We start from the raw sequence: 26,276 nt of genomic DNA on the forward strand, positions 1-26,276 counted from the left end.
TAAGTATCCTGTAGCAAAAAGAAAAAATGCCGCTCACCTTAAGTGAACGGCATTAAGCAATTTGCTGGCATTTTTGGGTTAATTTAGCGCTTAACGATTAAATTAAGCTAACCGGTATTACTGCACGTTTTCACTGTCACTAAATTCACCAGCAAATAATGCTGTTGATAAATATCGCTCTGCGGCAGATGGAAGAATAACCACAATCATTTTATCGGCAAATTCTGGTAATGCTGCAATACGGTTAGCAGCAACAACAGCAGCACCAGAAGAAATACCTACAAGGATACCTTCTTCTTTCATTAAACGACGGGCCATTTCAATTGACTCGTCATTTGTAACGGCTTCTACGCGATCAATAAGAGATAAATCTAAGTTACCAGGAATAAATCCAGCACCGATACCTTGAATTTTGTGTGGACCGGGCTGTATGGGCTGTCCAGCTAAAGCTTGAGCAATAACAGGTGAGTCAACAGGCTCAACAGCGACAGAGGTAATGGTTTTACCTTGTGCTTTTAAGAAACGACTGACACCGGTCAATGTTCCGCCAGTACCTACACCTGCGACAAATACATCAACTTCACCATCAGTATCATTCCAGATCTCTGGACCTGTGGTTTGTTCATGAATTGCTGGGTTAGCAGGATTATCAAATTGGCCAAGTATTAGATATTTTTCGGGTGCTGATTGGCGAATTTCTTCAGCCTTCTCAATAGCACCTTTCATACCTTTAGCGCCTTCTGTTAGCACTAAGTTAGCACCTAATGCCTTAAGCAGCTTACGACGTTCTAAGCTCATCGTGTTTGGCATCGTTAAGGTTAATTTGTAACCACGCGCTGCAGCAACATAAGCAAGTGCAATACCTGTGTTACCAGATGTAGGTTCAATTAACTCGATATCTTTAGTGAGTAGACCTTTTTTTTCAGCATCCCAAATCATGTTCGCGCCAATACGGCATTTGATACTGAAACTAGGATTACGTGATTCTACTTTTGCTAACACATTGCCATTGCTGACGCGGTTTAAACGAACTAGCGGTGTGTTACCTAAAGTATATGAATTATCTTCGAAAATTTTGCTCATGGATTATTTGCTCCTATGGTTGCATTGTCTAATCATAATCTGCTTAGCAGGATTTAGAAGTGATAATTTGTTCTTCTTTATTCCTTTTAGTTATTAAGGTGTAAACCTTTATTCTAAAAAACCTCTATATGCTGCTATATTAGGCTTTTGGGGCGAATTATCATCATTCAATGGTCTGACCATCAGATAAATTTAATTTAGTATGCCAAGAATAAATCATAAAATACTAGAATGGCGTTAATCAGCAAAATGTTTCTATGTCGTGCTACCCAATTGACGAGCATGGTTTATTGATAAGGGAGAGTAAACCTTTCAATAAATTAGATCGATGAATTGATGTCGATCTCTCTGGCGCAGATGAACTTTCGCTAACTCATTCACTAAAAATGGTAGAGCAAAATGAATAAAGTTGTGATTTCAGGCAGTGGTTTATACACACCACCTTACAGTGTCTCTAACGACGAACTGGTTAACAGTTACAACAGCTATGTAGACCTATTTAATCAGCAAAATGCAGCAGATATCGAAGCCGGAGCCACGGTTGCAATGGCGTACTCTTCAAGTGAGTTTATCGAAAAGGCCTCTGGGATAAAAAGCCGTTATGTGATGGTGAAAGAGGGGATTCTCGATACCGATATCATGATGCCATTAATTGCTGATAAGTCTTCTGAATTATTATCTATGCAAGCTGAAATGGGGATTAACGCAGCCAAACAAGCCCTAGAGCAAGCAAACCTAACGGCTGAAGACATTGATTTAGTGATTGTTGCTTGTGCTTATACACAGCGGGCTTACCCGGCGATTGCGATTGAGATCCAGCAAGCTATGGGCACTAAAGGATTTGCTTATGACATGCTTGTGGCTTGTTCATCAGCGACTTTTGCGATTGTGAATGCGGTTAATGCGATTCGTGGTGGTACGGCAAACAGAGTATTGGTCATCAATCCTGAATTAACCTCACCACAAATCAATTTTCGTGATCGTGACAGTCATTTTATTTTCGGTGACGTTGCTACCGCAGTTGTGGTTGAGCGCGAAGAGTTATCGACCTCAAAACGTGCCTTTAGCGTATTGTCTATGCGTTGTTTAACTGATTACTCTAGTAATATTCGCAGTAATTTTGGCTTTGTAAATCGTTGCGATCCTGAAAATGCTACTACGGCTGATAAATTGTTTCATCAACAAGGTCGTAAAGTATTTAAAGAATTATTACCGATGATTTACCAGCATTTAGATGCCCAATTTACTGATGAGCAAATAAAGCCTGAAGAATTTAAGCGTTTATGGTTGCATCAAGCCAACATTAATATGAATTTGTTTGTGGTGAAAAAGCTTCTTGGTGACAATGTTGAAGCAGATAAAGCACCAATAGTACTCGATGAGTATGCCAATACCGCTTCTGCGGGATCGGTTATTGCTTTCCATAAATTTAATCAAGATTTCAAAACCGGTGACTTGGGTTTATTGTGCTCATTTGGTGCGGGTTATTCTATTGGTAGTATTGTACTCGAAAAGTGCTAATTGGCTGATAGGCCGTCATTAAGATGCCTACCTTGCTAGCGCCGATTGATTCAATATAATAAAAGTAGCTCTTGTTCTATGGCTAAGTGAGCCGTTTGAGCCGATAAGATCTGTAATGAATAAGGCCGTTGATACTCAGTATCAACGGCCTTATTGCGTCTACAGCAACTTGCTTGGTGCTGGGAGTATTTCGTCATGGCAGAAATCTATCGCATTAGCTTACCCGTCACGGTTTTGTGATTAATGCTTACAGTAACCAAGCGTAGCTGACTTTCATAAAGTAGGTCTTTTCGTCTTGGGTTAATGAATCAATGTCATCATTAGCAATAAAGGCATCTGAGTAACCGAGATAGAATACGCTTTGGGGGTTGAGTTTATAGCCATACAGTAATTCATTACCCATATCTTGATAAAGTGAATCAGGGCGTTGGTAGCGGTATAAATCAGGATCGCGCTCAATACGCGTGTACACACTGCTAAGGCGGATAAAACTGTTTAGCGTCAGCTGCCAATTTAGGCGAACGTCACTGAGATTGGCTGTAAATAAACGTCCATCGTCAACGTCTAATACCTGGTAACGATGCGAGATATCCAGCACAAGAGATTCGGTTAGTTTCCATTCCACACCTGGATTGAACATGGTAATTGTTGCCGGACGATCGTTGGCAAAATCAATATCATCGCCATAGTTTACATCCAGCTCGAGTTTGAGTGAACCAATGGGTGTGAAGTTAGTGTAAAACCAGCCTAAGGTTTCTTCAAACATGGTGGTATTGCCATCAATGTTGATGATGCTTGGATTATGACGCCGACCCACTCGTTCACGTTGTACGATACCTGAGGCGATATAGCTTTGTAGACCACCTTCGAATTCAACAAGCATTTCTGTTTCTTGTTCCAAACGCTCATTATCTTGGCTATGGCTAATATCCCAGTCGCCACCAAATGTTATTTTGCTGAAGAAGTTATTTTCTGGGTACCAAATATAGCCGCCGCCAGCAACAAACTTGCTCACATCGACTTTATCAATGAATCCCAAATCGGCCCTAAAATCGCGGCCAATAGATTGATATTGTGTGTTGGCATACCAATTACGGCGTTCATGCTTGTAAGTGATGCTGTACATAGCATCACTAAATTCACCGTTTTTACGAGTACGAAGCACGCGCTCATTTATCGAACAATCTCCTCGGTCACAATCAAGTTGGCTTTGGTTACAATTATCGCCGCCACAAAATTGATTAAATAGCGCATCAGGATAAACGGTTTGTGAGTGGGCATATTGAGCCGTTAATGTATCTTGCTTTGTCGGTTGATACTTGATGTCGGCGCTAGCGACATAGTTATGGTATTCATTCGCCTGCTTCAACGTCACTAAACCACCGACTGAAAATTGCTTACTAGGATCGAAACGATATCGGGCTGCTAAGTTATGGCTTGGCTCGTCAATAACGGCAATGTCTGAGCTTAAATTACCGGGCACTAAAAACTGACTTTGGACATCATTGGCTGCCAGTATTGCAAATGTATGGTCGTCGGTTTTGCTCGTGAGTTTTAAGCCATAATCTGGCGAACTAATATTACGGGTGTGCAATAAATCCAGTTGAGTATCAAAGTAATCTTTATTATCGAGAAAAAAGGCTCGTTTTTCTGGAAAAAACAGCGCAAAGGTGTTGTTAACATCAAGCTGGCCAGCATCGGCTTCTACTTGAGAAAAGTCAGGGTTGAGGGTGGCATTTAACAATGTAGTCGGGGTGATTCCCCAACGTAAATCAACTCCAATATCAACGTTATTTTCATCATTCCAAGGTTGGGGTTGAGTGACATCTCTTTGTTGACTTTGGTTAGCAACAATCGATGGTGTGAGCTGTAAATCTTTACCTTGAGTTGCACCTGCTAGGCCTGATGCCGTGCCTAATTGGCATAACTGACATGACACATTGCGGTCAATTTTGTGGGTGGATAAACGATGGGTTTCATTGCGAGGGTAAAAGCGGATCAGCTCAATGCCCCAGGTTTGGATAGGGTTAGTACCATCAAAATTAAATAATCTTAATGGCAGCTGCACTTCAACTTGAAAGCCGTTCGCGGTGAGTTTGCCTTCGCTATACCAAATACCGTCCCAGGCATCACTTTCTTGGCCTGTGAGTTCATTTTCAATGGAATCACTTTGGACGCCATAAGGATTAATAAAAAATTGATACGCTAAACGAGCATTGTTGAAGGTATCCAGTTTAATCCCCACCATGTCATCGCCCCAGGATTTATCGCGGTCACGTAAGTTGACTCGAATATTATCGGGATTAGGGTCTTGGGCAGTAAATGCAAAATATAGGCTGGTGTTTGAAGCATATACCTTGACCTTAGTACTGACTGGCGCGGCAGTGTTTTCTCCAGGAGAAGTTTCGTAATTAAGCATCACTTCAGTGGCTTGTTGCCATGCTGCTTCATTAAAGTCGCCATCAAGTACTATATCTTCATTGATGGTCGGAATGTCGAGGTGAAATTGTTGGCTGGAACCTGCAAGTGCAGCGAAGGATAGAAAACTGCTCAACATTAACCCGCAAGCAAGGTTATTCATTTGGCGTAAACGGTTGATTGGACGCGGGCTCTTGGCTGAGGTTAACAAGTTGGTCACAAGTGCTCTTTGATATTTTTGTTATTTGCGCCATTATCTCAAAAAACCTATTAAAGCGGAGGTTTGGCCCGTGTTAAAATTACCGATAAATTGTTACCAAGTGTTAAGTTTTGATGGTGGCTATAATAAAAAGCCCGCTGCTAAGCATCGGGCTGTGGGAGTATCAAGTCGATCTATTCTCCAATGGCGCCTTACTCATAAATCATTTTTAGAGGTATGCCATTAGACTGTTAGATTAGTATTTATTCATCGAGGCCAATAACAGCCGATTAATCAGGAGCGATAATATTGTTTTTGTAGGCTTGACGATATTTATCTACCCACATCGCGGTTGCGCCGCAAATGGCTACAGGCATAACGATAAAGTTAACAATAGGGATCATCGAAAATAAGGTCACCGATGCCCCGAAACTGTAGCTTGAACCTTTAGTGTTCTTAAGGGCAAACTTCATATCATCAAAACTGACTTTGTGGTTGTCAAAAGGATAGTCACAATATTGAATCGCCATCATCCAAGCGGTAAATAAAAACCATAAAATAGGTGCAGCTGTTTGACCAATGACCGGCACCCAAAACAACACTAAAAATAATAATGCTCTGGGTAAATAGTATTTCAGTTTGATCCATTCTCGGCCTAACACACGGGGCAAATCTTTCACCATATCGACAGATGTGCCGGTATTTAAATTTTTACCTGTTAAGTGTTGTTCAACCTTTTCGGCCAATAAGCCATTAAAGGGAGCTGCCAGCCAGTTCATCACTGAGCTGAATATAAATGACATGACCACTAACATGGTTAACAAGGCTAATGGCCATAAGAAAAAATGTAACCAACTTAAGTAGTCAGGCAGTTGGCCATTCATCCAATCGAATAGCTCAGTCAATTGGCCCAAGGCAAAATACATTGCCCCAGCAAACAGCAGTAGATTTATCATTAACGGGATAAACACAAACGAGCGTAACCCCGGCTGTTTAATTAATTGAAAGCCTTGCATAAAATAATTTACACCGCTCTTTTTAACGGTCTGAGTGTTGTTTACCATTTAACGCGCCTTTTTTATGACTCATAACATTGATTTTGACCAGCCAGAGACAATAAAACAAGTGATAAACAGGATCAATAGGATAAAAATCGTTACAAAATGCGGCTCAATTGCTAAAGTGAACTGCTTTTTCCTTTTAATGCGTACCTGAACTGGCAACATGAGATTAAAACAAATAAAACTTGCTGGATTTAAGTCGTTTGTAGACCCAACAAAAATCCCATTTGATAATGCCTTATCGGCCATTATTGGCCCTAACGGCTGCGGCAAATCCAATGTGATTGATGCTGTACGCTGGGTACTGGGGGAAAGTAGTGCCAAGCATTTACGTGGCGATTCGATGACCGATGTTATTTTTAACGGTTCATCTTCGCGCAAGCCTATTTCGGTGGCTGGGGTAGAGCTTGTATTTGAAAATACCCAAGGACGACTTACTGGTCAGTACGCTAGTTATCAAGAAATATCGGTTAAGCGCCAAGTCAACCGCGATAGTGAATCAAGTTACTTTTTAAATGGTCAAAAGTGTCGTCGCAAAGACATTACCGACTTATTTATGGGGACCGGTCTTGGGCCACGAAGCTACGCAATTATCGAACAGGGGACGATTTCACGTTTAATTGAATCTAAACCTCAAGAGTTGAGAGTATTTATTGAAGAAGCCGCCGGTATTTCGCGTTATAAAGAACGCCGCCGTGAAACTGAAAATCGGATTCGTCATACCCGTGAAAACCTTGAACGTTTAAATGATATTCGGGTTGAGCTCGGCGCTCAGTTAGATAAATTATCGCAACAAGCTAAAGCGGCGTTGCGCTATCGCGAATTAAAACACAGCGAACGCCAGTTACATAGCCAGCTCCTCGTTATGCGCTATCAACAACTATTACAGCAAACCGACAAGCTCGACACCGAAACGGCTGCAGGTGAACTGAGAGCTGAAGCGTTAGCCAAGAATGCCCAGCAGGGCGATACCAGTGTTATTCAGCTGAAACAGCAATTGGCTGAACTCAGTGATGCCGAACATAAACTGGTTGAACAGTATTACCAAGCTGGCAATACCACCACCAAGCTTGAGCAACAGCTTGCGCATCAACAGCAACAAGATAACCAGCTGCAACAACAAATTCAGTCGTTACAACAGCAAGTTGAGCAAGCTGAGGAACATATCGTTAGGATGACTGACGTTCACCAGCAGTTAATTGAACAAGTGAATACTCATCAACCCGCTTATGATCAGGCAAACCAGGCGCTTGAGCAGATCGATGAGCAGGTGTTTGCTATTGAAGAAGCTTGTGATGATCAGCAACGCCAGCTAACCCAGTATGCCGAAACCTTGGCGAGCAATAAAATGCAGTTGGCACTGAGTCAATCAACCCTCAGTCATCAACAGCAAAGTGTTCGGCAAGACGAGCAGCGTTTATCTCAATCTCAAAGCGAATTCGCTGCTTTGGCACAACAGAATAACCATCAAGAATTGCAACTCAGTGAGACCGAATTAGCCAAAGTTGATCAACAACTTACTGATAAACAGCTGCAACACAGTCAACTTAAATTGACCTTAGTTGAACAGCAGCAAGCTGTGACTGAAGTAAGCGAAACCTATCAAAAACTCAAGCAATCGGTGACTCATCATCATTCGCGCTTGCAGTTTATCGACGAGCTACTGGCTGAGCACACTCAAGATGAGGGTCAACAATTATGGCAAGTGATTGAGGTGGTGCCCGGCTGGGAAAAAGCGGTCGATAAAGTCTTACAAGGGTTAAGTCAGTTACCTATTTTAGCTGAGGACATAACGTCCTTGGTGGATGAAACCAGCCCAATAGTGGGGTTTGAGCAGCAAGAAACCGTGGCGTATCCTGCTTTGACCACGCCGGTGAATTTAGCGCCTTGGTTACAACACGTGGTGTGGGCGACGAGTATTGCTGAAGCCAAAGTGTTATTGCCGGCATTAGCCCCCGAACAATATATTGCCACCCAAGAAGGTTTTTTGATTGGCCATGGTTTTGTGCTTAATCATACTCAGTCGGGGCAATCAGCTATTGTGCTCAGCCAAGAGCGCTTAAGTTTAAGTCAGCAGTTAGCAGAACTTGAGCAACAGCAGGTATCGTCTCAACACTCACTGACATCATTAACTCAACGGGCCGCAACCACTCAGCTAGAACTGAATCAATGCCAACAAGCCTGTCATCAGTTACAAATAGAGCAGACAAAACTGCACTCTTTGGTCACGAGTTTAACTCAGCAAGTCGCTGATAAACGTCAAAAGCAACAACAATATAGTCAGACTATTGACCAACTTACTCAGCAAATAGATGATAAACACATACAAGTTGATGCGTTTGAAGAGCAGATCCTTATTCAAGAAGAAGCATTGTTACAGGCAATGAATCAACACGAGCTGGCCCAACAAGCTTGGCAAACGAGTCAAGCTAAGCTTCGAGAAACCAAAGCTATTCGCTCTGATGCTGCCAATCGTGTTAGGCACCAGCAAGCACAAGTGCAACAGCATGTCACTGAACAAGCATTGAGCGAGCAAAAATTAAAGCAAAAGCATGAAAAAAAGACTGAATTAATCAACCAATTGACTCAGTTACAACAAATGTTACTCGACAATCAGCAGCAACGCGGTCAACATGATTTTAGCCAACTTTCAACTCAGTTAGCTCAAGTACTCGAGCAGCAGCAAGCTCTGCAGCAGCAATTACAGCATAATCGTTCTCAACAAGCAGAGCTGCAAACCAGCTTAGACAGTTTAGTATTGATGCAAAAACAACAGCTTGTAGTGCTACAGGACTTGACTCAAAAGATAAGCGCGTTAAAGTTACGTCGTGAAGGTTTAAAAGGGCAGGCCAATGGTCAGCTGCAATTACTCCAAGAACAGCAAATCCAGCTGCAACAAGTGATTGCCGACATGCCAGAGCAGGCATCTATTGACGCTTGGTCGCAACAGCTTGAAAAAGTGAAACAGAACATTTTACGTCTTGGTGCTATCAACCTTGCAGCCATTGAAGAATTTGAATCGCAACGAGAGAGAAAAGCGTATTTAGACAGTCAGGATGACGACTTAAATAAAGGGTTAGCGATATTAGAAGACGCTATCCGTAAGATAGATAAAGAAACCCGCAGTCGTTTTAAAGCAACATTTGAAACGGTAAATCATGATTTAGGTCTGCTATTTCCTAAAGTCTTTGGTGGCGGAAAAGCGTACTTGGCCTTAACGGGTGATGACCTTCTGGAAACGGGGGTTACCATCATGGCGCAGCCGCCAGGTAAGAAGAATAGCACCATACATTTACTTAGTGGTGGAGAAAAAGCGTTAACCGCTTTATCATTGGTCTTTGCCATTTTTAGACTGAATCCAGCACCCTTTTGTATGCTAGATGAAGTTGATGCACCTTTGGATGACGCCAACGTCGAACGTTTTTGTCGGTTACTGAAAGAAATGTCACAAAGTGTGCAATTTATTTATATCAGTCATAATAAAATAACAATGGAAATGGCTGATCAACTTATTGGCGTTACTATGCATGAACCTGGCGTTTCAAGAATAGTCGCAGTGGACATTGAAGCCGCAGTCGCCATGGCTGACGCGGTATAAATTAGGAAGACAGGGAATCTATGAAAGATCTACAACTGGTGTTATTCGTATTAGGCGCAATCGCAATCATTGCGGTGTTAGTGCACGGTTTTTGGTCGATTCGTAAGCAACAACCTAAGTCAATGAAACAAAGTCCTATGGCTGGGTTTTATAAAGAACAAGCTAAACGTATCGACTCTGACGGTTTTGACGCCGATGGTATTGGCCCGGTGCGCGTACGTAAACCTGGCGAGGTTGAAGAGACGGTCATTAAGCCGATATTAAAAACTAATTTAAGCCAAAAGCCTCATTCAAGTGATGCAAAGCTTTCCAACACACCCTTGCAAGACTCGCTCCGTCAGCCCGCGATTAAGCCATCTGAGCCTAGCCATGCTGAAGCTAAAACTGCGCAACCAACACAACAGACATTGTTTGTTGAAGATGATCTTCAAGCTGCTGTGACGCCAAGCGTATCAATGAATACGCCTAAAAAGATATTTAATCCTTCAACCAGTACAGCCAAGTTAGAAAGCTATACCGGTAAGCCTCTGGCAGCCAAAGCCGAACCCCATAAAGCAACGCAAATGGCAGAGCCAACACCTGCCGCTGAGATTAACCCTGAGGTTAAGTTAGACAATAACGCTAATTCAACTCAGCCAGCTGATGCCCCGGCTGATGAACCGCTAGAGCCGACCGATGTATTAGTACTGCATATCGTGGCAAAAGAAGGTGAACAAATTCAGGGCGCTGAATTATTACCAAGTTTGTTATCGCTTAATTTTAAATTTGGTGACATGGACATTTTTCATCGTCACATCGATAATGCTGGTACAGGTAAAGTATTGTTTTCACTTGCCAACATGTTAAAGCCAGGCGTGTTTGATCCAGATGAAATGGAGCAGTTTGTGACTCAAGGTGTGGTGTTATTTATGACCTTACCTGGATACGGCGATCCAATGATGAACTTTACCATTATGTTGAACTCGGCTTATCAAATTGCCGACGATCTCAATGCACAATTACTAGATGGACAACGTCAACCTTGGACCGATGGGACCAAAAAAGAGTATTTACGACGACTCAATGCGGCGTAGGTTGATGTTTTTATTAAGGCCGCAGCAGCGGCCTTAATTGTTTTATACCTGTTCATTTTTATAAGAAAATCACGGTTACAACTCGTATTACGGATACCACAATGCACGCTATTCAAACTGAAATGGATCAACTCACTCATACTATTAATCAGCATAATATTCGTTATTACGTTGATGATGCTCCGTCAATTCCCGATGCTGAATACGATAGATTAATTAAGCGCTTAACTGAGCTAGAGCAAGAGTATCCGCAATTTAAGTCAGTTGACTCACCGACACAGCGAGTCGGTGGTATGGCCCTGCAAAAGTTTGCTCAAATTACCCACCTTAAACCAATGCTAAGCCTTGATAATGCTTTTGAACAAGCCGACTTTGCTGCCTTTAACAAGCGTATCACTGATAAAGTCGATAGCGTTGATTATGTCTGCGAACCCAAACTCGATGGTCTCGCGGTGAGTATTACTTATCGTTTGGGTCTGTTTGAGCGAGCAGCAACACGGGGTGACGGCAGTGTCGGTGAAGACATTACTGAAAATGTGCGCACTATCCGTTCCATTCCTCTTAAATTACGTGGTGAAGGATTTCCCGATCTTGTTGAGGTGCGTGGCGAAGTGTTTATGCCTAAAGCAGCGTTTGAGGCATTAAACCAACGTCAAATCAGCAAAGGTGACAAAGTGTTTGTGAATCCGCGTAATGCGGCTGCAGGGAGTTTACGCCAGTTAGACAGTAAAATTACCGCTGCACGCGCACTAGGGTTTTATGCTTATGCACTCGGTGTGGTTGAAGGTGAATCACAACCGATGCAAACCACTCATTTTGGTCAGTTAACACAGCTAAAACAATGGGGGATACCGGTTAGCAATGAAGTGAAAGTGACTGAGTCATTGGAGCAAGTGTACGCCTATTATGCTGACATTATGGCCAGACGCACTGCACTTGAATATGAAATCGATGGCGTAGTCATCAAGGTTAACGACATTGCTAAGCAGCAAACTCTTGGGTTTGTCGCTAAAGCCCCTCGATGGGCCATAGCCTATAAATTTCCTGCTCAAGAAGAAATGACCTTGCTGGAGTCGGTCGACTTTCAGGTCGGCAGAACTGGCGCCGTGACCCCGGTAGCCCGTCTAAAACCAATATTTGTTGGTGGCGTGACGGTATCAAATGCTACCTTGCATAATGCAGATGAAATCGCTCGCCTTGGGGTTAAGATTGGCGACACTGTGATCATTCGCCGCGCTGGCGACGTTATCCCACAAATTGTTGCTATAGTCCCAGAGCAGCGCCCTGATGATGCCCGAGATATTGTGTTTCCACTGCATTGTCCTGTTTGCCAAAGTATTGTTGAGCGTTTAGAGGGCGAAGCCGTTGCGCGTTGCAGTGGTGGTTTATTTTGTGAAGCGCAACGTAAAGAAGCGATCAAGCATTTTGCCTCGCGTAAAGCGTTAAATATTGATGGTATGGGCGATAAAATTGTCGAGCAACTTATTGATAAAGAATTAGTTAAAACCCCTGCCGATTTATTTACCCTAACGGCTTCTGCGGTGACCATGTTAGATCGCATGGCAATGAAGTCGGCGACCAATATCGTGGCGGCAATTAAAGATGCTAAAACCACTACCTTGGCGCGTTTTTTATATAGCCTAGGTATTCGAGAAGTCGGTGAAGCAACCGCAGCTAATTTGGCACAACACTTCGCTGATTTTGAACTAATCCGCAGTGCCAGTGTGGAACAGTTACTTGAGGTGGCAGATGTTGGTGACATTGTTGCAAAGCACATTCGTCAATTTTTTGCTCAGCCACACAATATCGAAGTAATACAACAATTGCTTGCTGCGGGTATTACTTGGCCGGTTATAGAACAAGCCGATGAGTCACAATTAAGCCTAAAAGGTCAAACATGGGTATTAACTGGCACATTGACTCAACTTAATCGTAATGATGCTAAAGCCCAATTACAGGCCTTAGGTGCAAAAGTGGCCGGCAGTGTGTCTAAGAATACCGATTGTGTTGTTGCTGGTGAAGCTGCTGGCTCTAAGCTTGCTAAAGCACAGGAGTTGGGGGTTAAGGTCATCGACGAGCAAGGTTTGCTGGATTTACTCAATGGATCAAACTAACCGAACTGATATTGATATTATTAAAGATGTTTTATTTATACTTGTGACAGCCGATAAGAGGCTATTGTGAATTTTAGTAATATTACTTGGCTTGATGATCGCGGTCATATTAAACCACCGTTGTTTTTGTATTTAATCTTAGTTTTTTTAGCCCGCGGTTGGTGTATTTTTATCGCCTCACTCACTCAGTTTAATGACCGCGCGGGTTTAGTTCGGTTGTTTTATCCTGAAAAAAGCGACTTTGTCTTAGCATTAATTGCTGGCGTTGGCGCCGTGTTGCTTTATGGACTTATTATTGCCGAACGAAAACGCAGTTGGCCGATACTCATTCCACTGTTTAAGAACAGTGGTTGGTTTTTATGGGCATTGCTTATCCTTGATGGCATATTTTTATTCCAGCGGATGATGCACGATGACTTTTTGTTTAAAATTGGCTATTCAATTGACGCACTTTTTCTTTTTTGGTCAGTGATTTATGTATTAAAGTCAAAACGATTATACTACTACTTTGCCGATTGGACTGAAGATGAGACCGAGGCGCAAGTTGCAACGTCATCAATAGATGAGAGTAAACAAGATACGAAATAATGTACGCCTAGGCATAAATGCACTATATTTGATCATCACCAAAGGTAAAGATGTAACACCTTGATACACATAAGTCTATTTGTGAAAATGTCAGTGTAACAATGGCACTTTCATTACCGCCATCATTCGGCGAATGTGAAAAGGATCGATATTTTGGCTAAAGCAGAATTACTAAAAATACCTGTTTCGCAAATGGTGCTCGGGTTAACCGTTAAGCTGCCTTTATCTTGGACTAGCCATCCTTTTTTCCGCAGTAAAGTTAAGCTTGAAAAACAAATCCAAATTGAGATGATAAGAGGTCTCGATTTGTCATACGTTTATGTGATTGAAGGTCATGATTTATTGCCGCAAATTGCAGAGCCTGAAGACATCGAATTACCTGAAGAAGTGGTTGCTGAAGAAATCGATTATCGGCCATTAGCAAAAAAGAGTATGCGCGTTAGCCAACAACATTTTCTTAAATCAGTTAATGATAGTCGAACCGTGTTTGGCAAAATCGTTAGCGATCCTGAAGGCGCTTATCGGGAAGCGGCCACTTTAGTTGAAGATTTAGTTGATCATTTGTATGAAAGCGAAACCCCTCATTTAACCTTAGTGGGCAGCGGTGAAACCGATATCAGCGTCACACAGCACGGTATTTCAGTGGCGGTTATTTCTATGCTGATTGCTCATACTTTATCACTGACTAAAAGTGAGGTGCGTGACATTGCATTAGGCAGTTTGTTTCATGATATCGGTAAACTCAAAGTGCCTGAAACCATTAGGCGCAAGCGGGGGGAATTAACCGATCACGAAAGTAACTTTTTGAAAATGCATCCAAACTTTGGTTATGACATTCTTAATCGAACCGGATTGTTTCCTGAAGCCATGCTGGATATTGTGCTGCATCATCACGAGTTTATTGATGGCAGTGGATTTCCTAATCATTTAACCGAAGCAAAAATTTTACAGACAACCCAAATAGTGTCTTTGGCCAATAGTTATGAAATCCTTTTACATCAACATCAGAGCCCACAAATTGCATTGGCCATATTATTTAAAACTCAAAGCAGTAAGCACAGTAACAATTTGATTTCGGTGTTAGTTAAAATATTAGGTATTTATCCACCAGGCACAATAGTGCGCTTAACCGACGATAATATTGCCAAGGTGATGATGACGACTACCGATGTCAAACAACCTCATGTATGGTCCTGCCATGACAGCGGTTCAGAGCCAAGCTTTCGATTTTTAATTGATGAAGATGTGCAAATAAAAGAAGTCATTAAGCTAGAAGATTTATCAGAAGGCGCGATTAAAACATTACAAGCCAACAGCCCAATCAGCTTTTATTTTAACCACTTTAATCACTAATACATCACCTAGTTACACTGAGAACACATGAATACAATTACCATTATCGGATGTGGTTGGTTTGGTTTCCCACTAGCCACACAGTTAGTTAAACAAGGTTTCAAAGTAAAAGCTTCAAAGCGTGATCCTGATGATTTAGCTCAGTTACAGCAAGCGGGTATCGAGGCTTATCAACTCGATTTGGCCCATATTATTGCTGATGCAAAACACTCATCTTTATTCGATGCCGATGCTATCGTGATTAATATACCGCCTGGACTAAGGCGCGGTGATACTGACTATCTTGCTTATTTAACTCAATTGAAAAACTTTATCGGTGAACGCCAATACCAAAAAGTGATTTTTATTAGTACGACAGGGGTTTATCCGTCGCTAGATCAAACCGTCACCGAACAAGATGCGGCGGTATTTAATGATAGCAGTGATATTTTATTACAAGCAGAAGCGATATTTTCTGCAATGCAAAACAGCTGTATTGTGCGATTTTCAGGCTTAGTTGGACCTAAACGTCATCCTGGACGTTTTTTTGCGGGTAAAACCGATGTGAGTGGTGCCAATGTTGCGGTAAATTTAGTGCATTTAGATGACTGTATTGCTGCCGTTAGCTTGATTTTGTCACGTAAAGATACCTCAGCTATTTATAATCTTACTGCAAATGAGCATCCTACTCGCGGTGAATTTTATGTTGCTGCGACCAAGCATCTGGGATTAATTGCGCCGCAGTTTAATCAACAGGAACAACCCAGTAAAATTATCGACGGTCAATTAATCTGCCATCAGTTAGGCTTTGAATATGCCTTTAGTAGTCCATTTAAAATGCTTGATGCTTGCTAAACTGGCATAGGCTATAATAGCCGATATATTTTGATAAAAAGGCGATTATTGTGACGACTCAAACTCAAGCGTTTGCATTACTTCAAGGTGATGAATTCGTAGAACTGTACAAAGTACTCAAAGTACTTGGTTTAGTTAACGGTGGTGGTGAAGCAAAGCATGTCATTACCGAAGGTCAGGTTACCGTTAATGGTGAAGTTGATACGCGTAAACGTAAAAAGTGTGTTGTTGGCGATATGGTATCGTTCAATGGTACAACAATTGAAATTGTTCCAGCAGAGTAAGGATTGATAAATGCAATTCCCAGAAGATGATAATGGCCAAATGTTGGCAGCAATGGCGGATGCCGGTATTGATCTTACTAAGTCAATAGAAGTCGATTTCTTCTTAGTGTTTGATGATCAACGTGATGCAGAGTCAGCGTTAGAGGCATTAAGCCAAACCGATATGCAAGGCGAGCTTGAGCTAAATTTTGATGAAGAAAACACTAAGTGGGAAGTGATTGTTTGCTTGCAAATGGTGCCAGAATACGCGGCACTGGTTGGTAAAGAGACCGAGTTAAATAGCTTTGCGCAAGAATTTGACGGTATTTCTGATGGTTGGGGCGTAATGCAAAATCAAGGTGGCGATGATGAATTTGCTGATGATGACCATGTACACGGTGAGCATTGTAAACACTAATATCGCCATTTAGTCATGATTAAAAATTGAATTGTCCAATTCAAAAAAAGCCGTTAATGCCCCGCATTAACGGCTTTTTCTTAGTTTATACGACGGAATTTAGTCATCTTCTTTTATGTCATTAATGACTTCTTTAGTTTCGTGACCAATGGCCTTTACGGCATCGCGCGTACCGTGACCGATTGCTGTGGTCACTTTTTTTGTGGTGTGACCGATTTCTTTGTCAGTGTGTTTTAATTCAGCGCAAGCTGACAAGCCAAGAAGCAGGTTGATCGACACCAGTATTACGACGACTTTTTTACACATTGTGGTGGCCTTATCAATAATCTAATATTAAATGTATCATCAGTTAACGATATTGCTATTTCAGCATAACGGGCTTGATGATTAAAGGGTAAAATCATGAATTTAAATGCCACATTGATTGGCCAAATTATTTTCGTTCTAACCTTGGTTGTGGTGTTTTTCACCTTAAAGTTTGCCAAAGGTAAAACCACTAATTTACCGCTTGTCGGATTTTATGCCTTAGTGTTAAACATTGTTTTTGCTCCAGCAGGTTGGATATATTGCTGGTATTGGTCAACAAAGCCAACTCTTTAATCAACAAACGGCTTGTTAACTACGATTAAGGGTAATGTCCGACACATAACCATGCTCAGTAGCGATTAAAGCTTGCTTAAGCATTGTGGCTGCTTCTGCTGCAGTCATAAAGCTTGAGGTATCGATGTCTTTGCCACTGGTTTGCCAAAAGTCGGTTGCCATGCCTCCGGGATAAACGGCAACTAATTTCATGGGACTGTCTTTTAATTCTAGTCGCAAGGATTCAAGCAACCCTTTTACCGCCCACTTCACAGCACAATAGGTTGACTCATTTGCTTTGCCAGCCTGCGCTGCCGTCGACATGACTACAACAACCGTCACCTTGTGATGACGATAACGACTTACTAGCTCTCGTAATAGTAGAATGCTTGAGGTGAGGTTATTGTTAATTAGTTGATTAATCGCATGTGGAGATTGTTGTTCAATTGGGCCAAAGTAACCACTACCTGCACAATGAATTACCCGACTAGGCGGCGTCGATAAACGCGAAAATAAATCACTAACATCCTGTGCCACACATAAGTCTGCTGCGTGAGCGGTTACATTAGCTTGTTCAAGTGGGGTTAAGTCTGCCATGACATTAGCCAATTTTTGCTCACTGCGACCAGTGATCAACAGACTGTGTTTTTCTGCAGCGTAAAGATGGGTCAATGCGGCACCTAAGCCGCTGCTCGCGCCGGTAATAACAATCATAATAAAGCCTTCAGCTAGTGTTCATTAGGTCGGCTACTATATCAATGCACAACTGAAGCGCAAAGTGCCAGTGTCCTAAAACGATAATCAATGCAAACATTGAGTTGTTTGATAATCATTTATTTATGCGAGTAGCGATTAGTTAAGTTAAATCGAATAAATAACTCGGAACGCTTTGTATTTTGACGTTAAAGATTGTCTAATAACGCCTTATTATTGTCTTACTGACTTCACATTTGTTGCCATTATAGAGAACTTTCATGTTTGAACTCACGCTCCAACTCGGCGTTATTTTGTTTGCTGTTGCTTTAATTGCAGGTTTTATTGACGCAATAGCTGGTGGGGGAGGGTTACTCACCATTCCGGCATTGATGTGGGCTGGGCTGCCGCCAGCAGCGGCTTTAGGCACCAATAAGTTACAAGCCTGTGGTGGGAGTTTTTTTGCAAGTCTATATTTTGTCCGTAAAGGCTTGGTCGATTTACGCAGTATAAAACTGTCGTTGATTTGCGCTTTTATCGGTGCCTCAATTGGCACCATATTAGTACAAATGATCGACGCGAAACTGTTAGAGGTAGTGTTACCTTTTTTGATTTTAGCCATTGGTTGTTATTTTTTATTGTCTAAAAAAATCAGTGAGCAAGACCGCCAACAAATTCTCACGCCAAGTGTATTTGCATTTACTGCTGCATTAGGCGTTGGCTTCTATGATGGTTTTTTTGGCCCAGGTACTGGGAGCTTTTTTGCCTTGGCATTTGTCTCATTAGCCGGTTTTGGTTTAGCTAAAGCCACTGCGCATGCAAAACTGCTCAATTTTGCCACGAACATTGCTTCGCTCATTTTCTTCTTAATTGGTGGTCAAGTGGCGGTGATATTAGGATTAATTATGCTGGTAGGCCAGGCCATTGGTGCCACATTAGGCTCACGCCTTGTGGTCACTAAAGGAGTTAAAATTATTAAACCTTTGGTGGTGATCATGTCATTGGGAATGAGCGGTAAATTATTGTGGTCGCAATATATGTGATCGTAATAGCGGCAATTCGGGTTTACTCACGCCATTATTAAGCGTTTTTGATTAAAAGGGTTGTTATGCGCATTATTCACACATCAGATTGGCACCTCGGCCAATATTTTTATGGCAAAAGCCGCGCAGCCGAGCATCAAGCTTTTATGGCATGGTTACTTGAGCAAATCGACCTTCATCAAGTTGATGCCGTTATTGTTGCGGGCGATATTTTCGATACTGGCACGCCGCCAAGCTATGCCCGCGCCTTATATAATCAATTCATTGTTCAAATTCAACAAACAGGTTGTCAGCTAATTTTACTGGGTGGTAATCACGATTCAGTATCAACCTTAAATGAATCTAAAAACCTGTTAGCCTGCCTTAATACCGTAGTTATCCCAGGGGCTCTTGAACGTGTTGAAGAGCATGTATTTACTCTCAATAATCGCATGGGTGAAGTAGGAGCTATTTTATGTGCGTTACCTTTTTTACGCCCACGAGATGTGGTGTTAAGTGAATCTGGTGAATCTTCAATCGATAAACAACGCAAATTAGGTGATGCCATTAGTGAGCTCTATCAAAGTTGTTTTGAGCAAGCAAAGCTTGTTAATACAAGGCTGGCAACACCAGTGCCTATTATTGCGACCGGCCATTTAACCACTGTTGGTGCAAGTACTTCTGAATCCGTACGTGATATTTATATTGGCAGTTTAGATGCTTTTAACGCGGCACTTTTTCCGGCAGCAGATTACATTGCCTTAGGCCACATTCATCGGCCACAAGTGGTGGCGAAATCTGCCCATATTCGTTATAGCGGCTCACCTATTGCACTCAGTTTTGATGAGCTATCAAGTGACAATACGCCAAATAAATCGGTATTTCTGGTTGAGTTTAGCCATGCCGCACTCAGCCAGGTTACGCCGTTGCTTGTACCTATTTTTCAGCCGATGCAGGTGCTCAAAGGCGACTTAGACAGTATTGAACAACAGATAAGTGCATTTGCTTTGCAAGCCGATGCCACAACCATGACTTGGCTAAGCATTGAAGTCTCGCAGCAAGATTACCTCTCAGATCTGCAATCGCGTATCGCCGACATGACTCAAGGTCAAGCAGTTGAGGTATTGCAATTAAAACGTGCCCGTAGCCAACGTCAACAACATATTAAACAGTTAGATAATGAAACCTTATCTGAGTTAAGTGTTGATGAGGTCTTTGCTCGACGGTTAGCCCAAGAAACATTTGACAGTGAGTTGCAGCAGGCGCAGTTAGGCCGCATTAAGCAGCGCTTTAGCCAAGTGGTTGCTGAGGTTGAGTCTGAGCGACATACTCAAGAAACCGCTGCAAGTCATGTGTTGCAAGAGACTATGTCTCATCAGGTTAACACTGAGGTTGTTACACAAAGTGCGACAGACGGTGAACAGTCATGAAAATTTTAAGCCTTCGTTTTAAAAATATTAACTCGCTTAAAAATGAGTGGAAAATCGACTTTACCCAATCACCTTTTGCTGAAAACGGTTTATTTGCCATTACTGGGCCCACAGGTTCGGGTAAAACCACCATACTGGATGCTATTTGCCTAGCGCTTTACCATCGCACGCCACGGTTAAATAATATCTCTAAAACCACTAATGAGTTAATGACTCGCGGCACCGCTGAATGTTTAGCTGAAGTTGAGTTTGAAGTTAAAGGCGTTGCTTATCGTGCTTTTTGGAGTCAAAGGCGCTCGCGTGATAAAGCCGATGGTAATCTGCAAGATGCACAAGTGGAGCTAGCACAGCTAAGTGACGGTAAAATTCTTGCCAGCCAAATAAAGCGTAAAACAGAATTAATTGAACAAATTACTGGGCTCGACTTTGCTCGTTTTACCAAATCAATGATGTTGTCTCAAGGGCAGTTTGCGGCTTTTTTGAATGCCGATGCTAATGATCGTGCTGAATTGTTAGAAGAGCTCACCGGCACCGAAATTTATGGACTGATCTCAGAACGAGTTCACCAGCATTTTAGCGAAGCCAAAACCAATTTGAAATTGCTTGAGGCAAAACTTGGCAGTGTCGAGTTGTTTGATCAACAGCAAATACAGCAACACAAAGACCAGATTGAACAATATAGCCAAACCTTGCAGCAGCAACAATTACAGCTGACTCAATTAAGTCAGTTTATTACCTGGGCCAATAGTTCTGAGCAAGCCCAGCAGTCATTAGCTAAGCTTGAGGCTGAGCAGCAACAGGCGCTAACGCATCAGCAACAACACAGTGACGCGTTAATGCAATTACAGCGCAGTGAACCTGCGCAGCAGATTTTGCCATTATTTGAACAACAGCAGAAAGCGCACGAAAAAGCGCAACTATTAACGGCGCAGTTGAGTGAATTAAGTCAACAAACCGAGCAAGCTGAAACGCTACTGCAAGAGCATAAACATAAGCAGACTCAAAGCCTACTACAGCTTGAAAATGTTAATCAGGCACATAACGTTTTACTGGCATTAATTGATGAGCAAGTGTTGCCGTTGGATCAGCAGATCCATCAACACAATTATCAATTAAACCACATTAAATTAACTCATCAACAAACCCATGAGCAGCAACAAAAGACGCGCGAGCAACAACAAGATTTATTAGTGCAGCAACAGACACTGACCGCCGCAAAGCAACACATTCAGCACCAGCTCGAGAGTTTGCCACAAGGCCAGGAAGTGGCTAAAAAGTTTGCCGCTTGGCAAAACCAGTACACACAAGTTGTGCAACTTAGCGAGCAGCTGAGCCAGATTAATAGCCTATGTACGCAGCAACAAGATGCGATTAAGCACAATCAGGTGAAGCTAGGGGCGTTCACGCCACAAATACAACAAGCTCAAACTGAGCTTGTTCAAGCAAGATCACAGCAAGAAGACAGCCAAAAAGCATTAGCAGCATTACTGGCCGGCCAAGATGAAGCACAAATTAATGCTGATTATCAGCAACTGATTGAGCAGCAAGCGGGACGTTATCAATTAACCCAGTTGTTGAGCCAATTTATCCGCCAGCAACAGCAATGCCAGCAGTTAACTGCTGATTCGGTGCAATTTGAGACTGAGTTGCAAGCTCTGGTACAGTCTCTTTCTGGGGTAAGAAGCCAGTGGAGTGATAAAAATCAGCAAGTTAAAGATGTGCAAATGTTATTGCACCAAGAACAGCAAATTGCCAGTTTAACCATAGAGCGTGCCAAACTTAAAGCCGGTGAGCCTTGTGCTTTATGCGGTTCAACCGAGCATCCCTTAGTTGAGCGCTACCAAACACTCAATGTGTCAGCGACAGAACAAAGAGCACAACAGTTGCAGGCTGAGCTTGACGCGATTAAACAACAAGGTGAGCAACTTAAACATCAACAAACGGCGCTGCAAATTAATTATGACAATACGCAACAACAGTTAACTCAAACTCAAGCAGACATCCAAACCATAGTTCATCAGTGGCAGCAGCAAACAGAGGCTTTATCAATATCTCTTGAATTGGATTTGCAGCAGCAGTCCGCTTTAAGCGATTACATCGACCAAACTGAAACCAAGCAACAGCAATTAGCGCTCACAATCTCTCAGCTTAGCCAATGTCAAAAAACCTTACATAAGCATCAGCAGTATGTGGTGCAAGCTCAACAAGCGCTTGCTGAGTTGATTAATCAGCAAGCGCTGTTACAACAACAGCTTGATAACTTGCAGCAAGGTTTACTCAGTCATCAGCAGCAAGTGGAGACGGTGACTGCGCAGCAAACGTCATTACTCAGCGGGCTTGAAAAACAGATTATCGCCACAGGGTTAACGGCGCCGACAATAGCCGATGCCGTGGATTGGCTAAACCAGTTACAACAGCAACTCGAGCTTTGGACTCAAGCGCAGCAGCAGGCAAATGATAATCAGCAGCAATTGAGTATTACGGCTGAAAAGCTCATGGCCAATAATCTGCAAGCGGAGGATTTGAGTGCAAGGTTAAGTGCAGTGACAGAGCAATTCGATACTGCACAACAGCAGCTCAGCAACCTACAGGCACAACGTAAGCTTATTTTTGCAGATAAAGTGATTGAGGATGAAAAACAGCTAAGCCAAACAGCATTAGAGCAAGCTCAGCAACAATTAGCGACAGTACAGCAGCAATTACAAGCAGCGGATAAACATCTTGCTAGCTTAAGTGCGCAGCAAAGTGCTACCCAAACTCAGACAACACAAGTTAATCAAGAATGGCAGCAATTACATCGCCAATGGATGAGTGCCTTACAAGCTAGTCCATTTGATGATCAACAGGCTTTTGAGCAAGCGTTACTTAGCGCGGATGAACGTTATCGATTGCAACAACTTAAACAGCAATTAGACAATGAAATTGTTAAAGCCAAAACCTTGGTTGAGCAGGCCGTTGCGCGCCAAACTGAGTTGATGCAGCTTGGGCAACAACATAGTTATGATTTAGCCCAACAAGGTGAAATATTACAGCAGCATCAGACGCTCGATTCAGAGCATCAACAATTAACCCAAACTTTGTGGCGCTTAACGCACGAGCTCGAACTTGATGCCAATAGGCGAGAAGGGCAGCAGCAACTGTTAAAACAGCAGGCACAATCACTGCAAGTTTATGACGATCTTGCCTACTTGCATGCTCTCATCGGCTCACAAAAAGGCGATAAGTTCCGCAAATTTGCTCAAGGGCTTACTTTAGATCATTTAGTAGCGTTAGCTAATCGACAGCTTGAACGTCTCCAGGGCCGTTACTTATTAGAGCGCAAAGAGTCGGATGCATTAGAGTTACAAGTGCTCGATACCTGGCAAGGTGATGCAGTTCGCGATACCCGAACCTTGTCCGGCGGTGAAAGCTTTTTGGTTAGCCTAGCGCTTGCGTTAGCGCTATCTGACTTGGTAAGTCATAAAACGAGCATTGACTCACTGTTTTTAGATGAAGGCTTTGGTACCTTAGACAGCCAAACTCTAGATACCGCACTCGATGCATTAGATAATTTAAATGCATCGGGCAAAATGATAGGCGTGATTAGCCATATCGAAGCGATGAAAGAGCGGATCGACGTGCAGATAAAAGTGAATAAAATGAATGGTCTTGGTATAAGTAAATTACAGCATGAATTTGCGATTAACGGCAGTTGATCTACCTCAAACTCCCGTAATGACTGCCATTGAGTTCAAAATTAATATTAATTAAATAACATTTTATATTTGTAATATGATTTTTTTTTGATATAAAAGAGCGTTGAAATGCAATTTGAGTACAGAAGCCCGCGTTTTAAGCTGTTTTTACCGGACTGCGAAGTATCAAATATTAGGCCATATTGATGACAAAAATGACCTAAACGTAACGTGTTAGCTCATTTTATTCTCAGTATCGCAATAACAGTTTGCAGTAAAAGAAAAAACAATAAATATAAAACGTCATCTTTTAGGGTGGATTAAACATTGCTAATGAGTAAAATAATGGCCTTCCAACGGCCATCGGTAAGTCAATTGAACTTACCAAACTTGCACAAGAAATTCTTGCTAGCAAGCGTGTTTGTTGTCGGTGCCGCCTTATTATGGCCAACACAACAAGAGTTTTCATCTCAACGAATTCCCGTGGCTATTGATATCGATTCACTATTGCCACATATCGCTCAGCAAGACAGTACCTTGAAAATTGTTAAGCCGACATCGCCAATTTTAGACCGCGTGATCCAAAGTGGTGATACTTTAAGTCAGTTATTTGAGTTAGCTGGTATCGACCAACGAACCATGTACAAAGTCCTTGAGGCTGATTTAGAAGTGTTAGCGTTAGATACTTTGTTACCCGGTAACCGTATCCAGTTCTGGGATAACGCGAACGGCGAACTTGATAAGTTAGAGTTATATTTTAATCCTGCTCATCAAGTGGTTTTCACTCGTTTTGAAGACGGAACTTACGCTGTAAATGACATTAATATTGATGGTATTTGGCAAAATCGTATCGTCGGCGGCGAAATTAATGGTTCTTTTTATGTGTCAGCTAAAAAAGCCGGTTTAAGTGCTGCTGAAATTCAAAAAGTCGAGTCATTACTAAAGTCGAAATTAAACTTTTCACGCGAGTTACATGCAGGTGACACCTTTTCGGTTTTGGTAAATGATCAGTTCGTTGAAGGTGAACTAACTGGGATGACAACGATTGAAGGTATTAGGATTAATACCAGTCGTCGCGACATAACCGCATTTCAAAACACTGATGGCAACTATTACGACATCCAAGGCCAAAGTTTAACCCCAGCTTTTCAACGTGTACCGCTTAATAGACAATACCGTTTGAGTTCTCGCTTTAACCCTAATCGCAAACATCCTATTACAGGCCGCGTGCGTCCTCATAATGGTACCGACTTTGCGACTCCAATTGGCACTCCTGTAGTGGCTCCCGGTGATGGTGTGGTGACCTTGGTGACTAAGCATCCTTTTGCGGGTAACTATGTTGTGATTCAACACGATAATAAAGTCAGCACTCGCTACTTACATTTGTCGAAGTTTTTGGTTAAAAAAGGACAACGAGTGACTCGTGGTCAAGTGATTGCCCTATCGGGTAATACCGGTGCTTCAACAGGCCCTCACTTACATTATGAATTTATTGTAAATGGTCGCCCTGTTGACGCGATGAAAGCCAATATCGCAGAAGCCAAAGTATTACCTAAAAAGCAATTGCAAGCCTTTCAAGCTTTGGTTAAAAGCCGAAGCATGATGATGGATTTAGGCTAATTAACCTCGATTAATCCAAGCTATTTGTCACAATTGCTTAGCGTTAGTATCAAATGAAAATGCAGCCTGATGGCTGCATTTTTGTTTTATTTCTTAAGTTTAATCATACATCGTATTTAGTTACGCTGATGTCATTATGCATGGGCATGTATTTCATGGCCATTAGCAAATAGCCATTACTGTATTGCCGCTAAACTGGCATTTTTTATGTTTGGTTGAGTCGTGTTTAGCTGAGTGGGTATTGGTTAAATGGGTTTGAAGCTTGTACCTTCATTACAGTCAATCACCTGCAGTGGGCTTATGTGCAGCTACTGCTTCGGGACGCTTTACGCCATCCATGGCCGCTTAACGAAAACGTCCCTGTTTTCGATACCCTCAGTTGCATCTTCACTGGTTCATGCTATCTCTTCGATTTAGCTTCATTTGGTACGAATGTTAAGTTAACAGCTAACTTGGTTTTGCCCTTAAGTTGGTTAGGCTATGACCTGCGGCCACTAACGTCGTGGCGCTTCGCCCACACCATACCAAGAGGAAATCAACGGCTATTCCCTCATACTCTTTTTAAAAGAATTAGACCAGCCACCCCACAACATTTTCGCTATTTACAAAACAACAGCTGCGAAAAGGTCGCCATGGGGATTGAACAAGCTTTTAATTTCATTTGAAACCTGCTTCGGCCTATCTTGTAATAAGGAGTGAAAATGCTAACGCTTCCGATAGGCCATCCCTTCCCCT

General features: G+C 42.3%; 19 protein-coding genes. 14 read left to right on the top strand and 5 right to left on the bottom strand.

What is annotated here, in order from left to right; all coding sequences use genetic code 11:
• Window positions 1-117: 117 nt before the first annotated feature.
• The gene (gene cysK, locus ACED29_RS19885) at window positions 118-1,083 is read right to left on the bottom strand and encodes a cysteine synthase A (RefSeq protein WP_124016128.1); all 966 of its coding nucleotides are present in this window, start codon (window positions 1,081-1,083) and stop codon (window positions 118-120) included.
• A 399-nt stretch (window positions 1,084-1,482) separates the two neighbouring features.
• Here cysK and ACED29_RS19890 point away from each other — a divergent pair, with 399 nt between their 5' ends.
• Complete coding sequence (locus ACED29_RS19890; protein WP_124016127.1) at window positions 1,483-2,604, top strand: beta-ketoacyl-ACP synthase III; 1,122 nt, start codon at window positions 1,483-1,485, stop codon at window positions 2,602-2,604.
• Between the two features lie 247 nt (window positions 2,605-2,851).
• Here ACED29_RS19890 and ACED29_RS19895 read toward each other — a convergent pair whose 3' ends face one another.
• Together ACED29_RS19895 and cysZ are read right to left on the bottom strand one after the other, a co-directional pair.
• Complete coding sequence (locus ACED29_RS19895; RefSeq protein WP_371698551.1) at window positions 2,852-5,185, bottom strand: DUF5916 domain-containing protein; 2,334 nt, start codon at window positions 5,183-5,185, stop codon at window positions 2,852-2,854.
• 326 nt (window positions 5,186-5,511) lie between these two features.
• A complete protein-coding gene (gene cysZ, locus ACED29_RS19900) occupies window positions 5,512-6,285 on the bottom strand; it encodes a sulfate transporter CysZ (RefSeq protein WP_124016126.1) in 774 nt (257 codons plus the stop codon).
• A 160-nt stretch (window positions 6,286-6,445) separates the two neighbouring features.
• Here cysZ and ACED29_RS19905 point away from each other — a divergent pair, with 160 nt between their 5' ends.
• The 8 genes from ACED29_RS19905 (at window position 6,446) to ACED29_RS19940 (ending at window position 16,523) form a co-directional block, all read left to right on the top strand.
• On the top strand, window positions 6,446-9,880 hold the full coding sequence (locus ACED29_RS19905) for a chromosome segregation protein SMC (protein ID WP_371698539.1): 3,435 nt from the start codon (window positions 6,446-6,448) through the stop codon (window positions 9,878-9,880).
• A 20-nt stretch (window positions 9,881-9,900) separates the two neighbouring features.
• On the top strand, window positions 9,901-10,953 hold the full coding sequence (gene zipA / locus ACED29_RS19910; RefSeq protein ID WP_347689336.1) for a cell division protein ZipA: 1,053 nt from the start codon (window positions 9,901-9,903) through the stop codon (window positions 10,951-10,953).
• 101 nt (window positions 10,954-11,054) lie between these two features.
• Window positions 11,055-13,067: an NAD-dependent DNA ligase LigA gene (gene ligA / locus ACED29_RS19915; RefSeq protein WP_182698477.1), complete on the top strand. Its 2,013-nt coding sequence runs from the start codon at window positions 11,055-11,057 to the stop codon at window positions 13,065-13,067.
• A 66-nt stretch (window positions 13,068-13,133) separates the two neighbouring features.
• Entirely contained in the window at window positions 13,134-13,655 is a 522-nt protein-coding gene (locus ACED29_RS19920; RefSeq protein WP_124016123.1) for a DUF2919 domain-containing protein, read from the top strand.
• 153 nt (window positions 13,656-13,808) lie between these two features.
• The gene (locus ACED29_RS19925) at window positions 13,809-15,008 is read left to right on the top strand and encodes an HD-GYP domain-containing protein (protein ID WP_371698541.1); all 1,200 of its coding nucleotides are present in this window, start codon (window positions 13,809-13,811) and stop codon (window positions 15,006-15,008) included.
• Between the two features lie 27 nt (window positions 15,009-15,035).
• Window positions 15,036-15,842 carry an SDR family oxidoreductase gene (locus tag ACED29_RS19930; RefSeq protein ID WP_371698543.1) on the top strand — a complete coding sequence of 269 codons (807 nt, stop codon included), beginning with the start codon at window positions 15,036-15,038 and terminating at the stop codon, window positions 15,840-15,842.
• 50 nt (window positions 15,843-15,892) lie between these two features.
• On the top strand, window positions 15,893-16,126 hold the full coding sequence (locus ACED29_RS19935; protein WP_124016120.1) for an RNA-binding S4 domain-containing protein: 234 nt from the start codon (window positions 15,893-15,895) through the stop codon (window positions 16,124-16,126).
• 10 nt (window positions 16,127-16,136) lie between these two features.
• Entirely contained in the window at window positions 16,137-16,523 is a 387-nt protein-coding gene (locus ACED29_RS19940; RefSeq protein WP_182698474.1) for a ribonuclease E inhibitor RraB, read from the top strand.
• A gap of 99 nt (window positions 16,524-16,622) precedes the next feature.
• Here the strand turns inward: ACED29_RS19940 and ACED29_RS19945 are convergent, their stop codons facing one another.
• Complete coding sequence (locus tag ACED29_RS19945) at window positions 16,623-16,829, bottom strand: hypothetical protein (RefSeq protein WP_371698544.1); 207 nt, start codon at window positions 16,827-16,829, stop codon at window positions 16,623-16,625.
• A 96-nt stretch (window positions 16,830-16,925) separates the two neighbouring features.
• On the opposite strand from ACED29_RS19945, the gene ACED29_RS19950 reads away from it, so the two are divergent.
• Entirely contained in the window at window positions 16,926-17,123 is a 198-nt protein-coding gene (locus tag ACED29_RS19950; protein ID WP_124016117.1) for a hypothetical protein, read from the top strand.
• Window positions 17,124-17,138: 15 nt separating this feature from the next.
• Here the strand turns inward: ACED29_RS19950 and ACED29_RS19955 are convergent, their stop codons facing one another.
• Window positions 17,139-17,816: an SDR family NAD(P)-dependent oxidoreductase gene (locus ACED29_RS19955; RefSeq protein WP_124016116.1), complete on the bottom strand. Its 678-nt coding sequence runs from the start codon at window positions 17,814-17,816 to the stop codon at window positions 17,139-17,141.
• A gap of 260 nt (window positions 17,817-18,076) precedes the next feature.
• Here ACED29_RS19955 and ACED29_RS19960 point away from each other — a divergent pair, with 260 nt between their 5' ends.
• From ACED29_RS19960 to ACED29_RS19975, 4 genes are all read left to right on the top strand, one after another.
• Window positions 18,077-18,838 (top strand): TSUP family transporter, encoded by a 762-nt coding sequence (locus ACED29_RS19960; RefSeq protein WP_124016115.1) that lies wholly within the window; start codon window positions 18,077-18,079, stop codon window positions 18,836-18,838.
• A 65-nt stretch (window positions 18,839-18,903) separates the two neighbouring features.
• Window positions 18,904-20,247, top strand: coding sequence for an exonuclease subunit SbcD (gene sbcD / locus ACED29_RS19965; protein ID WP_371698547.1), 1,344 nt, complete (start codon window positions 18,904-18,906; stop codon window positions 20,245-20,247).
• The gene (locus tag ACED29_RS19970; RefSeq protein ID WP_371698549.1) at window positions 20,244-23,942 is read left to right on the top strand and encodes an AAA family ATPase; all 3,699 of its coding nucleotides are present in this window, start codon (window positions 20,244-20,246) and stop codon (window positions 23,940-23,942) included. The genes sbcD and ACED29_RS19970 overlap by 4 nt, the downstream gene beginning before the upstream one ends.
• Window positions 23,943-24,254: 312 nt before the next feature.
• Window positions 24,255-25,541, top strand: coding sequence for a peptidoglycan DD-metalloendopeptidase family protein (locus ACED29_RS19975; protein ID WP_124016112.1), 1,287 nt, complete (start codon window positions 24,255-24,257; stop codon window positions 25,539-25,541).
• The last annotated feature ends 735 nt before the right edge of the window (window positions 25,542-26,276 follow it).

Source organism: Shewanella sp. 5S214 (genome assembly GCF_041439795.1).
Classification (GTDB): domain Bacteria; phylum Pseudomonadota; class Gammaproteobacteria; order Enterobacterales; family Shewanellaceae; genus Shewanella; species Shewanella vesiculosa.

Bases quoted from the DNA above. Each gene is read 5' to 3' on its own strand.
- ACED29_RS19890 (WP_124016127.1), top strand. From the start codon at position 1,483: ATGAATAAAGTTGTGATTTCAGGCAGTGGTTTATACACACCACCTTAC.
- ACED29_RS19940 (WP_182698474.1), top strand. From the start codon at position 16,137: ATGCAATTCCCAGAAGATGATAATGGCCAAATGTTGGCAGCAATGGCG.
- zipA (WP_347689336.1), top strand. From the start codon at position 9,901: ATGAAAGATCTACAACTGGTGTTATTCGTATTAGGCGCAATCGCAATC.
- cysK (WP_124016128.1), bottom strand. From the start codon at position 1,083: ATGAGCAAAATTTTCGAAGATAATTCATATACTTTAGGTAACACACCG.
- ACED29_RS19960 (WP_124016115.1), top strand. From the start codon at position 18,077: ATGTTTGAACTCACGCTCCAACTCGGCGTTATTTTGTTTGCTGTTGCT.
- ACED29_RS19970 (WP_371698549.1), top strand. From the start codon at position 20,244: ATGAAAATTTTAAGCCTTCGTTTTAAAAATATTAACTCGCTTAAAAAT.
- ACED29_RS19955 (WP_124016116.1), bottom strand. From the start codon at position 17,816: ATGATTGTTATTACCGGCGCGAGCAGCGGCTTAGGTGCCGCATTGACC.
- ligA (WP_182698477.1), top strand. From the start codon at position 11,055: ATGCACGCTATTCAAACTGAAATGGATCAACTCACTCATACTATTAAT.
- ACED29_RS19930 (WP_371698543.1), top strand. From the start codon at position 15,036: ATGAATACAATTACCATTATCGGATGTGGTTGGTTTGGTTTCCCACTA.
- ACED29_RS19895 (WP_371698551.1), bottom strand. From the start codon at position 5,185: ATGAATAACCTTGCTTGCGGGTTAATGTTGAGCAGTTTTCTATCCTTC.
- cysZ (WP_124016126.1), bottom strand. From the start codon at position 6,285: ATGGTAAACAACACTCAGACCGTTAAAAAGAGCGGTGTAAATTATTTT.
- ACED29_RS19945 (WP_371698544.1), bottom strand. From the start codon at position 16,829: ATGTGTAAAAAAGTCGTCGTAATACTGGTGTCGATCAACCTGCTTCTT.
- ACED29_RS19950 (WP_124016117.1), top strand. From the start codon at position 16,926: ATGAATTTAAATGCCACATTGATTGGCCAAATTATTTTCGTTCTAACC.
- ACED29_RS19905 (WP_371698539.1), top strand. From the start codon at position 6,446: ATGAGATTAAAACAAATAAAACTTGCTGGATTTAAGTCGTTTGTAGAC.
- sbcD (WP_371698547.1), top strand. From the start codon at position 18,904: ATGCGCATTATTCACACATCAGATTGGCACCTCGGCCAATATTTTTAT.
- ACED29_RS19975 (WP_124016112.1), top strand. From the start codon at position 24,255: ATGAGTAAAATAATGGCCTTCCAACGGCCATCGGTAAGTCAATTGAAC.